The sequence below is a fragment of the Streptomyces sp. NPDC048291 genome (assembly GCF_043201715.1).
GTDB lineage: Bacteria > Actinomycetota > Actinomycetes > Streptomycetales > Streptomycetaceae > Streptomyces.
This window is the reverse complement of the sequence record NZ_JBICZC010000001.1, coordinates 597,167-612,082: the sequence shown is the minus strand read 5'-3', so window position 1 is coordinate 612,082 and position 14,916 is coordinate 597,167. Positions and strand designations below refer to the sequence as shown.

Here is a 14,916-nt window from a genome sequence, read left to right as displayed (position 1 = left end):
TCAGGGCCTTTTTAGGGGTCCCCTACATGAGTACGTGACAGACTCTCCACCGCTATGGACATATCCGGGACCCAGCTCAGAGCCGTGCGCGCGGCACTGTTCACGGCCTTCGTCGTGACGCTCAGCACCGCGTCGCACGTGCTGCTGTCCCGGGCCCCGCTGCCGTTCACGACGGTGGCCGCGGTCGCCGCCGGCGTGTTCTGCACGGCGTACGCGCTGGCGGGCCGCGAGCGCGGCTTCGGCCGGATCGCCGCCCTGCTGATCCCGCTCGAACTGGCCGCCGACACGGTCTTCACCACCGGCCAGCACGCCTGTTACGGCCGGGCGGGCGGCCCCATCACCGGTCCGCTGCGCGCGGTCGGCTTCGACGTGCTCTGTCACGGCGGCACGGTCGGCACCCCGCTGGCCCGGATGGCCGGCGGTTCCCGTGCCGCGGCGGCGCTCACGGACGCCGACCCGACCGCCGCGTGGCTGCTGCTCGCCGCACACGTCGGTGTCGGCCTGCTCGCCGCCGCCTGGCTGCGCCGCGGCGAGCGCGCCCTGACCCAGCTGCTGCGCGCCGTCGCCGCCACCACCTTCCGCCCGCTGCTCCTCGCGGTCGCCGCGGGCACGGTCCGACCGGTTCCGGTACGACGGCTGCCGCGCCCGGCGCCGCGGGCGGCCGCCGTCCGCGACCTGCTCCTCGCGCACTCCCTGGGACGACGCGGACCGCCGTGCTCCGGGGCGCTCGCCCTGCCCTTCGCCTGAGCCCCGAGCGCCCCGCCCACCCGAGCACGCCCCTCGTCCGAGTACTCCGAGTGCTCCAAGCACACCGATCACTCCGAGTACGACGAGTCCCCCACACGTATCCCGCGTACGACATGTGCGCGTCCCCTATGGAGATCACCAACATGAGCAAGCGGAACAGCGCAGCTGCCAAGAACGCGGCCCGGGAGCGGCTGCGCGCCGAGCGCGAGAAGCAGGCCAAGCGCGCCAAGGTCAAGCGGCAGGTCGTCGTGGCCGCCTCGGTCGTGGCCGTGCTGGCCGCGGCGGGCGGCATAGGCTACGCCGTCGTCCAGGCGAACAAGCCCAGCCACTGGGAGGCCGTGAAGGACGAGAAGGTCGTCGCCCCGGCCAACACCACCGGCACCAACGGCACCACGGTCGTCATCGGCAAGTCCACCGCCACGAAGACCCTCAAGGTCTACGAGGACCCGCGCTGCCCGATCTGCGCCCAGTTCGAGCAGACGGTCGGTTCGACGGTGAAGAAGGACATCGACGACGGCAAGTTCAAGATCCAGTACATCGGTGGCACGTTCCTCGACGGCGACTCGCTCGGCAAGGGCCAGATCGGCTCGCGCGGCGAGGGCTCCAAGAGCGCCATGGCCGCCATGGGCGCCGCGCTGAACGTCAGCGACGAGGCGTTCCTGGAGTACAAGACCGCGCTGTACTCGAAGAAGTGGCACCCGGACGAGTCCACCGACAAGTTCAAGAACGACAGCTACCTCATCGAGGTCGCCGACACCGTCCCGGCGCTGAAGAACAACAAGTCCTTCCAGGCCGACGTGAAGTCCGGCAAGTACGACGCCTGGGCGCTGGCCATGTCGAAGACCTTCGACACCAACAAGGACGGCGTGACGGGCACTCCGAGCTTCGTCATGAACGGCAAGATGCTGACGGCCGACTCCAGCGGCAACCCGCCGATGACGGTCGACGCCTTCAACTCCGTGGTGGACGCGGCCCTCAAGGGCTGACGCCCGACCGGAATCTCCGGCTCCACGTGAAGAGCAGGCGAACTTTCGCCGGTTCGCCTGCTCTTGTTCATACTGGTCAGTAACCTGAGCGCTCGTGACCAGTCGAAACCGATCAACACAGTCTTCCGAGAGTGCACACTCCCTCTCTCCCCGCCGCCGTACGGTCGTCAAGGCCGCGGCGGCGACCGCTGTCCTGGCCGCACCGCTGGCCGCCGCGCTGCCGGCCCGGGCCGCCTCGGACGCGCCCGCCTTCCTGCACGGCACCGCCTCCGGCGACCCGCTCCCCGACGGCATCCTGCTGTGGACCCGGGTGACGCCGACCGCCGACGCGACGCCGGGCTCCGGGACCGGCCCGGACACCGAGGTCAGCTGGGTCGTCGCCACCGACAAGGCGCTGACGAATGTCGTCTCCAAGGGCTCCACCACCGCAACCGCCGCCTCCGACCACACCGTCAAGGCGGACATCCGCGGCCTGGCCCCGGCCACCGACTACTGGTTCCGCTTCTCGGCCGGCCCCACGGACTCCCCGGTGGCGCGCACCCGCACCGCGCCGGCGGCGGACGCCGCCGTCGCGGGCCTGCGCTTCGGCGTCGTCTCCTGCGCCAACTGGGAGGCCGGCTACTTCGCCTCGTACCGGCACCTGGCCGCCCGGAGCGACCTCGACGCCTGGCTGCACCTCGGCGACTACATCTACGAGTACGGCACCGGCGAGTACGGCACCCGCGACACCGTGGTCCGGCAGCACGCGCCCACCCACGAGATCATCACGCTCGCCGACTACCGCATACGGCACGGCAAGTACAAGACCGACACCGATCTGCAGGCCCTGCACGCCAAGGCGCCGGTCATCGCGATCTGGGACGACCACGAGTTCGCCAACGACTCCTGGTCCGGCGGTGCCGAGAACCACACCGAGGGCACCGAAGGCACCTGGACGGCCCGTCAGGCCGCCGCCAAGCAGGCCTACTTCGAGTGGATGCCGGTCCGCCCGGCCATCGCCGGCACCACCTACCGCCGGCTGCGCTTCGGCAAGCTCGCCGACCTCTCCCTGCTCGACCTGCGCTCCTTCCGTTCCCAGCAGGTGTCCACGGGCAGCGGCTCGGTCGACGACCCGGACCGCACCATCACCGGCCGCGCCCAGCTCGACTGGCTCAAGGCGGGTCTGAAGGCCTCCGACACCACCTGGCGGCTGGTCGGCAACTCGGTGATGATCTCGCCGTTCGCCATCGGCTCGCTCTCCGCCGACCTGTTCAAGCCGCTCGCCAAGCTGCTCGGCCTGCCCCAGGACGGCCTCGCCCTCAACACCGACCAGTGGGACGGCTACACCGACGACCGCCGCGAGCTGCTGGCCCACCTGCGCTCCAACGCGATCGGCAACACGGTGTTCCTCACCGGCGACATCCACATGGCCTGGGCCAACGACGTGCCCGTGGACGCCGGGACCTACCCGCTGTCCGCCTCGGCCGCCACCGAGTTCGTGGTCACCTCGGTGACCTCGGACAACCTCGACGACATCCTCAAGGTCTCCCCCGGCGTCGTCTCCGCCGTCGCCGCCCCGGTCATCCAGCTGGCCAACCGCCACGTGCACTGGGTCGACACCGACCGGCACGGCTACGGCATCCTGGACATCACGTCCGCGCGGGCGCAGATGGACTACTACGTCCTCTCCGACAAGACGAAGGCCGACGCCACCTCGTCCTGGGAGCGGTCGTACCGCACCCGCAGCGGCACCCAGAAGGTCGAGCGCACCTACGACCCGGTGTAACCGTCGCCTACAGCGTGTCGAGGAAGCCGAGCGCCACCCGCCAGGTGGCCTCGGCGGCCTCCGCGTCGTAGTCCGGCAGACCGGGGTCGGTGTAGAGGTGACCGGCCCCCGGGTACCGGTAGATCTCCACGTCGGCACCGGCCCGGCCCATCTGCAGGTACCAGGCGCTCAGCCAGTCGTCCGTCTCGAAGGCGTCCGGCTCGGCCACGTGCAGCTGCACCGGCAGCTCGTCCACCGAGGCGCTGGGCGCGATGTCCGAGGTGCCGTGCAGAAGCAGCAGCCCCCGCGCCCGCTCGTCGCCCAGGGCCAGCGTCTGCGCGATCGAGGCGCCCAGCGAGAACCCCGCGTACACCAGCCCGCGCTCCGAGTACGGCGCCGCCGCCAGCACGGCCCGCTTCAGCAGCTCGTCCTTGCCGATCGACTCGTTGAACTCCATGCCCTCCTCGACCGTGCCGAACGTGCGCCCCTCGAACAGGTCCGGCGTCCACACCTCGTGCCCGGCGGCACGCAGCCGGTCCGCGGCCTCGCGCACCGCGGGCCTGAGGCCGTAGGTCGAGTGAAAGAGCATGATGTTCATGAACCCATGGTGCCAGCCTGCCGGGTGACGTCTGTCACCCCCTTCTCGTCGAACGGCATGTTCAGGACCCCGCGGAAGCGGTTACGTTCGGTTCCATGGAGATGGAGAACGTACTCCGCCCGCTGATCGTGGTCGGCGGCGCCGTCGTCCTCACCCTGCTGATCGGCTGGGCGACCGACCTGCTGCTGCGCAAGGCCGACGCACGGCACAGCGAGACACCCCTGTGGGGCCTGCTGCGCCGCGGCCGCGTCCCCTACCAGCTGGTGCTGTGCGCGGCCCTGCTCAGAGGCTCCTACGACCAGGCCGAGCTGATCCGGGAGCACCGGACCGCCGTCGGCCAGGTCCTGACCCTGATGCTGATCGGGTCGGCCGCCTGGCTGGTGGTGCGGATCACGGCGGCCGTCGTGGAGTCGACCTACGACCGCTACGCCCGGGTCCACCACGACGCGGCCCGGGTCCGCCGGGTGCGCACCCAGGTGTCGCTGATCATGCGGGTGGTGACGGCGGTCGTCGGCGTGGTGGCCGTGGCGGCGATGCTGCTGACCTTCCCGGCGATGCGCGCGGCCGGGGCCTCGCTGCTGGCCTCCGCCGGAGTCCTCGGCATCGTCGCCGGTGTGGCCGCCCAGTCCACCCTGGCCAACATGTTCGCCGGCCTGCAGATCGCCTTCGGCGACATGGTGCGCCTCGGCGACACGGTCGTGGTCGACGGCGAGTGGGGCACGGTCGAGGAGATCACCCTGACCTTCCTGACGGTACGGACCTGGGACGAGCGCCGGATCACCATGCCGGTGTCGTACTTCACCTCCAAGCCCTTCGAGAACTGGTCCCGGGGCACCCCGCAGATGACCGGGATCGTCTACTGGCACGTCGACCACTCGGCGCCGATCGAGGCCATGCGGGAGAAGCTCCAGGACATCCTGCGCGAATGCCCGGCCTGGGACGGGCGGGCCTACGGCCTGGTGGTCACCGACTCCACGCCCAACACCATCCAGGTGCGGGCGCTGGTGACCGCCAAGGACGCGGACGACATCTGGACGGTCCGGGTCACCGTCCGCGAGCAGATGATCACCTGGCTGAACGCGGAGCACCCCTACGCCCTGCCCCGGGTGAACACGGCCGACGCGGTCCTGCCGCCCGGCGGGATCATCCCCTCCCAGGACGGGGCGGCTGCGGGCCGGCGCCTGCACGAGCCGCCCCGCACCGGCCGCGGCTGAGCCCCCGTTTCAGTGGCCGCGTTCGGCGCCGCCGTTGACCTGGACGATCTGCGAGGTGACGTGCCCGGCGGCCGGGGAGGCCAGCCAGTGCAGGGTGGCGGCGACATCACCGGGTGTGCCGGCCCGCCCCGTCGACGTCTCGGCGACGAGCCGCTCCCGCCGGGCCTCCGCCACCGGGCCGCCGAAGAACCCGGTGTCCTCGACGTACCCGGGCGCGACCACGTTCACGGTGACCCCGCGGGGGCCGAGCTCGCGGGCCAGGTCGTGGGCGTACGGGTGCAGGGCCGCCTTGGACGCGGCGTAGGAGCCGCTCCCCGAGCCCCGGAAGGCCGCGATGGAGCTGACGAACAGCACCCGCCCGCCGGGGTCGGCGAGCCGGTCCTTCAGTGCCTCCGTGAGCAGTACGGCGGTCAGGGTGTTCTGCCGGAAGTTGCCGGTCCAGACCCGGGCCGCGGCGTCCAGCGGGTCACCGGCCGCCGCGTCCGGCGCGAGGGCCGCGTTCCCGCCGGCGCTGTGGATCAGCACGTCCACGGTCCCGAACTCCTCCGCGACGAACCGCGCGACTCCGCGCACCTGCTCGGGTTCGGCCAGATCGGCGGCGTACACCTCCGCCCCGAGCACTCCTGCCCTCACCAGCACCTCTCTGCGCCGCCCCAGCAGCAGCACACGGTCCCCGTCCCCGGCGAACACCCGCGCCGCGGCGAGCCCGATCCCGGTTCCTCCACCACTGATCACAATGTTCCGAGCCATGACCCGAGACTACGAGGGCGAAGCCGACAGCGCCTGTGACTGTCCACAGCCGCCATGGGCTTGTATGACTACCGCTGTACAGCGCCCCGAAAGGGGCGCGGGGAACGGCGCGACCGGCCACCACGGCGCCGCAGACGAACGACGGCCCGTCACGGCACCCCCGGCGGAGCGTCACCGCAGGCTGCGGACGTCCAGATGCCGCAGCACCCGGTCCACGATCTCCGGATCCGCCCCCGGCTCGCTGCGCGCCGCCAGCACCTCGTGCCGCGCCGCGCTCAGCATCTCCTGCTGGATCCGCCGCAACCGCTTCAGCCGCCGCACCCGCTTGTCGTGGCCCTCACGCCGCTCGTCCTCCACCACGTCGGGACTGATCCGGAACCCGATCTCGAAGGCCCGCCGCAGCATCTGCTCCGTCACGTCCTCCGGCAACTCCTCGACCTGCTCGATCTCCTTCAGGCGCCGCCGTGCCGCCTTCGCCGCCCGTACCGCCAGCTCCTTCTCGATCTCCTTCTCGCGGTCGGTGTCGGCCCGTACCCCCAGCCGTCTCACCAGCCACGGCAGGGTCAGCCCCTGGAGGACCAGCGTCGCCATGATCACGCCGAAGGCGATGAAGACGATCTCGTCGCGGTCCGGGAAGGGGGATCCGTCGTCGGTCGTCAGGGGGATGGCCAGGGCCAGCGCGACCGACGCCACCCCGCGCATGCCGGACCACCACATGACGACGGCCTCCCGCCAGCTGGTCGGGATCTCCTCGTCGTAGTCCCGCCGGGCGTGCAGCCGTTTGGTCAGCCAGGTGGCAGGCAGCAGCCAGGCCAGCCGCACCACGACCACCACGCCCACGATCGCCGCGGCCCAGCCGAGCAGCTCGCCCCAGCGGCCGGACGCCGTGCGGATCGCGTTGTGCAGCTCCAGGCCGATCAGTCCGAACGCGACACCGGTGACCAGCGTGTCGACGATGTCCCAGAAGGTGTATCCGGCGAGCCGGGTCATGACGTCGTCGGCGTCGGTGGCGTACTCGGCGATGAACAGGGCGGTGGTGAGCACGGCGAGGACGCCGGAGCCGTGCAGCTCCTCGGCGATGACGTAGGAGGCGTACGGGACGATCAGGGTCAGGCCGATCTGCAGGGTCGCGTCGCCGAGGATGTCCATCAGCTTGTTCGCGCCCCAGCCCAGCACCAGGCCCACGGCGACCGCGACCACGGCGGACAGCAGGAAGTCCAGCCCGGCCCGCCAGGGTGAGAACGCGCCGCTGACCACGGCCGCGATGGCCACGTGGTAGAGCACGATGGCCGTGACGTCGTTGAAGAGGCCCTCGCCCTCCAGGATCGACACCAGCCGGCGCGGCAGCCCGAGCTGTCCGGCGACGGCGGTCGCCGCGACCGGGTCGGGCGGGGCGACCAGCGCGCCCAGCGCGATCGCGGCGGCGATCGGCAGCCCGGGCACGATCGCGTTGGCGACGACGGCCACGCACAGCGTGGTGACGAAGACCAGGGCGACGGCGAGCAGGAAGATCGGTCTGACGTTGGCCGCGAACTGCCGCCAGGAGGTCCGCCGGACGGCCGCGTAGAGCAGCGGCGGCAGCAGGCCGGGCAGGATGAGTTCGGGCGGGATCTTCACGTCCGGCACGAAGTCGGCGACCGCGAGGACGATCCCGAACAACGTCATCAGCACGGGCGCCGGCAGTCCGAACCGGTCCCCCACCGGAACACTCACCAGGGCCCCGAGCAGCAGCACGAACAACAGGGCCAACTGATCCACGGCCAGCGCTCCGGGTGTAGACGATCACACAGCGGGCCTCAAGCGTGCCATGCCGGCTACAGAACCCGGCGCATCCCCCGGTGCGGGATGCCCGCCTCCGCGTACTCCGGGCCGTACGGCTCGTAGCCCAGTCGCTCGTAGAAGCCCAGCGCGTGGGTCTGCGCGTGCAGGTCCACCGCGGCCAGGCCACGCGCGCGTGCGGCCTCCTCGATGGCGCGGACCAGGGCGACGCCGACGCCGAGGCCGCGGGCCTCCGCGGAGACCGCGAGCCGGCCCAGGGAGCCCAGGGACGGGTCACCGCCGGTCTTGGCCGCGGCCACCTCGCCGTACAGCAGCCGGCCGGTGCCGAGGGGCACGCCGTCCTCCCGGATCGCCAGGACGTGCACGGCGACGGGGTCGTACGCGTCGTACTCCAGGTCCTCGGGGACGCCCTGCTCGACCACGAAGACCTGCTTGCGCACCGCGAAGCACGCCTCCAGGTCGGCGGGGTCCTCGGCGACCCGCACCGCGTACGCGCGCGTGCTCATCCGTAGGTCTCCTCGCGGACCTGGTCGAGCGCCTGCCGCAGGTCGGCCGGGTACTCGCTGGCGAACTCGACCCACTCGCCGTCCGCGGGGTGCTCGAAGCCGAGGCGGACGGCGTGCAGCCACTGGCGGGTCAGGCGCAGCCGCTTGGCGAGCGTCGGGTCGGCGCCGTAGGTGAGGTCGCCGACGCAGGGGTGGCGGTGGGCGGCCATGTGGACGCGGATCTGGTGGGTGCGGCCGGTCTCCAGCTTCACGTCGAGCAGGGAGGCCGCGCGGAACGCCTCGATGAGGTCGTAGTGGGTCACGGAGGGCTTGCCCTCGGCCGTGACCGCCCACTTGTAGTCGTGCTGCGGGTGACGGCCGATCGGCGCGTCGATGGTGCCGCTGGTCGGGTCGGGGTGGCCCTGCACGAGCGTGTGGTACCGCTTGTCGACCGTGCGCTCCTTGAACTGGCGCTTCAGCGACGTGTACGCCCGCTCCGACTTGGCGACCACCATCAGGCCGGAGGTGCCGACGTCGAGGCGGTGCACGATGCCCTGGCGCTCGGCGGCACCGGAGGTGGAGATGCGGTAGCCGGCGGCGGCGAGGCCGCCGATCACGGTCGGGCCGGTCCAGCCCGGCGAGGGGTGCGCGGCCACGCCGACCGGCTTGACGATCACGACCACGTCATCGTCGTCGTGCACGATCTCCATGCCCTCGACGGGCTCCGCGACGATCTGCACGGGCGCGGGCGCCCCCGGCATCTCGACCTCCAGCCAGGCCCCGCCGTGCACCCGCTCGGACTTGCCGACCACCGAGCCGTCGACCTGGACCTTGCCCGCCGCCGCCAGCTCGGCCGCCTTGGTGCGGGAGAAGCCGAACATGCGGGAGATGGCGGCGTCGACGCGCTCGCCCTCCAGGCCGTCGGGCACGGGCAGGGTTCGGATCTCGGGAATCGTGCTCACCCGTCGAGTATGCCGGACAGCGTCGGCAGCCCCGTACGCAAGCCCCCGGAGGCCCCTGCCGACCTCAGTCCTTGTGGACGGTCCCGTCAGGGTCCAGGCCGCGGAAGGAGAGCAGCACGATCAGGATGCCGCCGCAGACGATCGCCGAGTCGGCCAGGTTGAACACCGCGAAGTCCTTGGGCGCGATGAAGTCGACGACCTGGCCCTCGAAGATCCCCGGCGAGCGGAAGATCCGGTCGGTGAGGTTGCCGAGCGCGCCGCCGAGCAGCAGGCCGAGCGCGACCGCCCAGGGGAAGCTGTACAGCTTGCGCGCCAGCCGGAAGATCACGACGATCACGGCCGCCGCGATCAGCGTGAAGATGATCGTGAAGGCGCCGCCGAAGCCGAAGGCCGCACCCGGGTTGCGGATCGCGTGGAACTCCAGCCAGTCACCGACGACCTGGATCGGCGCGTGGTGCTCCAGCTTCGCGACCACGATCATCTTGCTGCCCAGGTCGAGGGCGTACGCGAAGGCGGCCACCGCGAACAGCACGGCGATCCGGCGCCCGCGGCCGGGCCGCCGGTCCACGGTGGACTGCTGATCCGCACCGGACGTACCGGACGCGTCGGGCGCCGCCGTCCGCTCGCCGCCGTCGTCCGGGGTGCCCGGCGTACCGATGATGCGTTCCGCCTCTGCCACGTGAGTCCCTCAACCTAGGTGCCTGCCTCGGGACGAGACTACGGCACGCCCCAGGAGACCCCGATGCTCAGTAGCGGCGTTCCTGCTTCTGCTTGCACTCCACGCACAGGGTGGCCCTCGGGAAGGCCTGCATCCGGGCCTTGCCGATGGGGTTTGCGCAGTTCTCGCAGAGGCCGTAGGTGCCCGCGTCGAGCTTCTGCAGGGCGCGCTCGGTCTGTTCGAGCATCTCGCGCGCGTTGGCGGCCAGCGCCAGTTCGTGCTCGCGGGTGATGTTCTTGGTGCCGGTGTCGGCCTGGTCGTCACCGGCGCCGTCCCCGGAGTCCCGCATCAGCCCGGCCAGGGCGCTCTCGGACGCGTCGAGCTCGGCGCGCAGCCGCATCGCCTCGGCCGTCAGCTCGGTGCGCGCGTCCTCGACCTCCTCCGGCGTCCACGGGTCCTCGCCGGGACGCACCGCGAGCTCGCCCGGAACCGCCGTGGCGACCCGTGCCTTGGGGACGGCGGTGTCCGCCGCCCTGGCCGTGCCAGGAGTCTTCTTCGCAACCACCGTCGTGGCTCCCGTCTGCTTCGCGGCCCGCGCCGCGCCCGCTTTCTTGGCCGTGCTCTTCTTGGCCGTGCTCTTCGCCGCCGCGGTCTTCGTCGCCGCGGCCCTGGACGCGCTCTTCTCCGCCTTCGCCGACTTCGCCCCGTCGGCCTTCCTGGTGACGGCCTTCTTCTCGGCCGTCTTCCCCGCCGGTGCCTTCGTTACGGTCTCTTTCTTGACGGAACCCTTCTCACCTGGCGTTTTCCTGGAAGGAGCCGCCGCCGCTGTCGCGTGCGTGCCCTTGTCTCCGCTGCCCCCCGCGGTCTTCTTCGCCACCATGGCAGCGACCCCTTCACATATTGTGATCTTGCACGCGAATCGTGCTGGGACGATAAATCGACTTGAGTCCCGCGGCAACGGGGCACGCCGCCCGATCCGCCCGCCCCGCGCCCCCCACGCAGCAGGTATGCATGCGTTGTGCCCAGCTCCCCGCGCGGTAATCCGCCGGGCCGGACATCCCAGGATGCGAACACGCGTACCGCGCCATTCGGGTCATCTCCGCAGGTGGACCGCCAGGCCCCGGCGGCGCCCGGAAAACGGGTCGGCCGCTGTCCGTGCGGCGCCGTACACTGGGCGCAGCGAGAAGCGTGGATGGGGACGAGTAGCGGCGTACGCAGCCCAGAGCGACCCGGGGACGGTGGAAGCCCGGGGGCGAGCGCGACGCGAAGATCACCCCGGAGCCGCCGGAAGAACGCCCTGCCAGGGTCAGTAGAGCCGGTTTCGCGACCCCAATGAGGGGGCTCACCGGCGCGTACGGCGTCCGGCGGGCCAAGGAGGGTGGTACCGCGGGAGCGCGCCGCACACGGCGTCCGGGAAGACCGGCTCTCGTCCCTCCGACGGAAGGCAGCAAGTCCGTTGGAGGAAGCTCGCAGATGACAGCGCCGACGTACCGCCAGGTGCCCGCACAGGTCGACCTGCCCGCCCTCGAGCACGCCGTGCTCGACTTCTGGCGCGAGCAGAAGATCTTCGCCAAGACCCTGGAGCAGTCCGAGGGCCGCCCCGAGTGGGTGTTCTACGAGGGCCCGCCCACCGCCAACGGCATGCCCGGCGCCCACCACATCGAGGCGCGCGTCTTCAAGGACGTCTTCCCCCGCTTCCGCACCATGCGCGGCTACCACGTGGCCCGCAAGGCCGGCTGGGACTGCCACGGCCTGCCGGTCGAGCTGGCGGTCGAGAAGGAGCTGGGCTTCAGCGGCAAGCCGGACATCGAGAAGTACGGCATCGCCGAGTTCAACGCCAAGTGCCGGGAGTCCGTGCTCCGGCACACCGACGCGTTCTCCGAGCTGACGACCCGCATGGGCTACTGGGTCGACCTGGACGACGCCTACGTGACCATGGACCCCGAGTACATCGAGTCGGTCTGGTGGTCGCTGAAGACGATCTTCGACAAGGGTCTGCTGGTCCAGGACCACCGCGTCGCCCCCTGGTGCCCGCGCTGCGGCACCGGCCTGTCCGACCACGAGCTGGCGCAGGGCTACGAGACGGTCGTCGACCCCTCCGTGTACGTCCGTTTCCCGCTCACCTCCGGTCCGCTCGCCGGCCAGGCCGCGCTCCTGGTGTGGACGACCACCCCGTGGACCCTGGTGTCCAACACGGCGGTCGCCGCGCACCCGGAGGTCACCTACGTCGTCGCGACCGACGGCGAGGAGCAGCTCGTCGTCGCCGAGCCGCTGCTCGCCAAGGCGCTCGGCGAGGGCTGGGAGACCACGGGCCAGACCTTCACCGGCGCCGAAATGGAGCGCTGGACCTATCAACGTCCGTTCGAGCTCGTGGAGTTCCCGGAACCGGCACATTACGTCGTCAACGCCGAATACGTCACGACCGAGGACGGTACGGGCCTGGTCCACCAGTCCCCCGCCTTCGGTGAGGACGACCTGAAGGTCTGCCGCGCCTACGGCCTGCCGGTGGTGAACCCGGTCCGCCCGGACGGCACCTTCGAGGAGGACGTGCCGCTGGTCGGCGGCGTCTTCTTCAAGAAGGCCGACGAACGGCTCACCGAGGACCTCAAGCAGCGCGGCCTCCTCTTCAAGCACCTGCCGTACGAACACAGCTACCCGCACTGCTGGCGGTGCCACACCGCGCTGCTCTACTACGCGCAGCCGTCCTGGTACATCCGCACCACGGAGATCAAGGACCGCCTGCTCGCGGAGAACGAGAAGACGAACTGGTTCCCGGAGACGGTCAAGCACGGCCGGTACGGGGACTGGCTGAACAACAACATCGACTGGGCGCTGTCCCGCAACCGCTACTGGGGCACCCCGCTGCCGATCTGGCGCTGCGAGGACGACCACCTCACCGTGGTCGGCTCCCGCGCGGAGCTGACCGGGCTGACCGGCACCGACCAGTCGGATCTCGACCCGCACCGCCCCTTCATCGACGAGGTCACCTTCGCGTGCCCGCAGTGCGCGAAGACGGCCACGCGCGTGCCGGAGGTCATCGACGCCTGGTACGACTCGGGCTCGATGCCGTTCGCGCAGTGGGGCTACCCGTACAAGAACAAGGAGCTGTTCGAGAGCCGGTACCCGGCCCAGTTCATCTCCGAGGCGATCGACCAGACCCGCGGCTGGTTCTACACGCTCATGGCCGTCGGCACGCTGGTCTTCGACAGGTCGTCGTACGAGAACGTGGTCTGCCTGGGGCACATCCTCGCCGAGGACGGCCGCAAGATGTCCAAGCACCTGGGCAACATCCTGCAGCCGATCCCGCTCATGGACCAGCACGGCGCCGACGCGGTGCGCTGGTTCATGGCGGCCGGCGGCTCCCCGTGGGCGGCGCGTCGGGTCGGCCACGGCACGATCCAGGAGGTCGTCCGCAAGACGCTGCTGACCTACTGGAACACGGTCGCCTTCCAGGCACTGTACGCCCGTACGTCGAACTGGGCGCCGTCCGCGGCGGACCCGGCGCCGGCCGACCGCCCGGTCCTGGACCGCTGGCTGCTGTCCGAGCTGCACGCGCTCACCGACCAGGTGACGCAGGCGCTGGAGGCGTACGACACCCAGCGCGCCGGCAAGCTGCTCTCCGCGTTCGTCGACGACCTGTCCAACTGGTACGTCCGCCGTTCGCGGCGCCGGTTCTGGCAGGGCGACAAGGCCGCGCTGCGCACGCTGCACGAGGTCGTGGAGACGGTCACCAGGCTGATGGCCCCGCTGACCCCGTTCATCACCGAGCGGGTGTGGCAGGACCTGATCGCGCCGGTGACCCCGGGCGCCCCGGAGTCGGTGCACCTGTCGTCCTGGCCGGAGGCGGACCTGTCCGCGATCGACCCGGAGCTGTCCAAGCAGATGCTCCTGGTACGGCGGCTCGTGGAGCTGGGCCGGGCCACGCGCGCGGAGTCGGGCGTCAAGACGCGGCAGCCGCTGTCCCGGGCGCTGGTCGCGGCGGTCGGCTTCGACGCGCTCGACCCGGAGCTGCACGGGCAGATCACCGACGAGCTGAACGTCTCGTCGCTGGCGTCGCTCTCCGAGGTGGGCGGCTCACTGGTCGACACGACCGCGAAGGCCAACTTCCGGGCGCTGGGCAAGCGGTTCGGCAAGCGGGTGCAGGAGGTCGCCAAGGCGGTCGCCGCGGCGGACGCGGCCGCGCTGTCGCTGGCGCTGCGCGAGGGCACGGCGTCGGTCGAGGTCGAGGGCGAGACGGTGACCCTTGCGCCGGACGAGGTGATCATCACGGAGACGCCCCGTGAGGGCTGGTCGGTGGCGTCGGACTCCGGTGCGACCGTCGCGCTCGACCTGGAGATCACGGAGGAGTTGCGGCAGGCCGGGCTCGCCCGGGACGCGATCCGGCTGATCCAGGAGGCGCGCAAGAACAGCGGGCTGGATGTGGCCGACCGGATCGCGCTCAGGTGGGTGTCGACCGACCCGGCGGTGATCGCGGCGCTGGCGGAGCATGCTGCGCTGATCGCCGACGAGGTGCTGGCGACCGACTTCTCGCAGGGTGAGGGGGATGACGGTTACGGGGCTCCCTTCACCGACGAGGGGCTCTCGCTGACGTTCCGCCTGCGGAAGGCATAGCCGCCGGCCTGTCCGAGAAGGGGCCCGATCTCCACGGTGGGGATCGGGCCCCTTCGCATAGGTGCGGGTCGGACCACCTGACGTGCGCGGTTCCCCGCGCCCCTCCAAACGCCGCCCCCCTCACACCTGCGGGCCGGGACCGTGAGCGTGCGCGGTTCCCCGCGCCCCTTCAAGCGCCGCCGCCTCACACCTGCGGGTCGGAGCCCGCACCGTGCGCGGTTCCCCGCGCCCCTTCAAGCGCCGCCGCCTCACACCTCCAGGTCGGAGCCCGCACCGTGCGCGGTTCCCCGCGCCCCTTCAAGCGCCGCCGCCTCACACCTGCGGGTCGGAGCCCGCACCGTGCGCGGTTCCCCGCGCCCCTCCAAACGCCGCCCCCTCACAC

Annotated in this window: 12 protein-coding genes; 5 read left to right on the top strand and 7 right to left on the bottom strand. The window is 71.3% G+C overall.

The genetic code is table 11. The features are described 5' to 3' along the window. Positions 1-54 precede the first annotated feature (54 nt). The 3 genes from ACGF5O_RS02635 to ACGF5O_RS02625 all read left to right on the top strand — a co-directional run bounded on the left by ACGF5O_RS02635 (position 55) and on the right by ACGF5O_RS02625 (position 3,498). Entirely contained in the window at positions 55-747 is a 693-nt protein-coding gene (locus ACGF5O_RS02635) for a hypothetical protein (protein ID WP_393808086.1), read from the top strand. 143 nt (positions 748-890) lie between these two features. After that, positions 891-1,733: a thioredoxin domain-containing protein gene (locus ACGF5O_RS02630; RefSeq protein WP_393808085.1), complete on the top strand. Its 843-nt coding sequence runs from the start codon at positions 891-893 to the stop codon at positions 1,731-1,733. A 94-nt stretch (positions 1,734-1,827) separates the two neighbouring features. After that, positions 1,828-3,498 (top strand): alkaline phosphatase D family protein, encoded by a 1,671-nt coding sequence (locus tag ACGF5O_RS02625; protein ID WP_393808084.1) that lies wholly within the window; start codon positions 1,828-1,830, stop codon positions 3,496-3,498. Between the two features lie 7 nt (positions 3,499-3,505). Here ACGF5O_RS02625 and ACGF5O_RS02620 read toward each other — a convergent pair whose 3' ends face one another. Continuing rightward, positions 3,506-4,075 carry a dienelactone hydrolase family protein gene (locus tag ACGF5O_RS02620; RefSeq protein ID WP_393808083.1) on the bottom strand — a complete coding sequence of 190 codons (570 nt, stop codon included), beginning with the start codon at positions 4,073-4,075 and terminating at the stop codon, positions 3,506-3,508. Positions 4,076-4,176: 101 nt separating this feature from the next. On the opposite strand from ACGF5O_RS02620, the gene ACGF5O_RS02615 reads away from it, so the two are divergent. Then, positions 4,177-5,289, top strand: coding sequence for a mechanosensitive ion channel family protein (locus ACGF5O_RS02615; RefSeq protein ID WP_393808402.1), 1,113 nt, complete (start codon positions 4,177-4,179; stop codon positions 5,287-5,289). A gap of 9 nt (positions 5,290-5,298) precedes the next feature. Here ACGF5O_RS02615 and ACGF5O_RS02610 read toward each other — a convergent pair whose 3' ends face one another. The 6 genes from ACGF5O_RS02610 to ACGF5O_RS02585 form a co-directional block, all read right to left on the bottom strand. Then, entirely contained in the window at positions 5,299-6,039 is a 741-nt protein-coding gene (locus tag ACGF5O_RS02610) for an SDR family NAD(P)-dependent oxidoreductase (RefSeq protein ID WP_393808082.1), read from the bottom strand. 171 nt (positions 6,040-6,210) lie between these two features. After that, the gene (locus tag ACGF5O_RS02605) at positions 6,211-7,797 is read right to left on the bottom strand and encodes a Na+/H+ antiporter (protein WP_393808081.1); all 1,587 of its coding nucleotides are present in this window, start codon (positions 7,795-7,797) and stop codon (positions 6,211-6,213) included. A 56-nt stretch (positions 7,798-7,853) separates the two neighbouring features. Then, positions 7,854-8,324, bottom strand: a complete 471-nt coding sequence (locus tag ACGF5O_RS02600; protein WP_393808080.1) for a GNAT family N-acetyltransferase — start codon at positions 8,322-8,324, stop codon at positions 7,854-7,856. Further along, complete coding sequence (locus tag ACGF5O_RS02595; protein ID WP_393808079.1) at positions 8,321-9,265, bottom strand: RluA family pseudouridine synthase; 945 nt, start codon at positions 9,263-9,265, stop codon at positions 8,321-8,323. The genes ACGF5O_RS02600 and ACGF5O_RS02595 overlap by 4 nt, the downstream gene beginning before the upstream one ends. Before the next feature lie 64 nt (positions 9,266-9,329). Then, positions 9,330-9,944, bottom strand: coding sequence for a signal peptidase II (lspA, locus tag ACGF5O_RS02590; RefSeq protein ID WP_393808078.1), 615 nt, complete (start codon positions 9,942-9,944; stop codon positions 9,330-9,332). 67 nt (positions 9,945-10,011) lie between these two features. After that, on the bottom strand, positions 10,012-10,803 hold the full coding sequence (locus tag ACGF5O_RS02585; protein WP_393808077.1) for a TraR/DksA family transcriptional regulator: 792 nt from the start codon (positions 10,801-10,803) through the stop codon (positions 10,012-10,014). Between the two features lie 593 nt (positions 10,804-11,396). Here ACGF5O_RS02585 and ileS point away from each other — a divergent pair. Continuing rightward, on the top strand, positions 11,397-14,534 hold the full coding sequence (gene ileS, locus ACGF5O_RS02580) for an isoleucine--tRNA ligase (RefSeq protein WP_393808076.1): 3,138 nt from the start codon (positions 11,397-11,399) through the stop codon (positions 14,532-14,534). Positions 14,535-14,916: the final 382 nt, after the last annotated feature.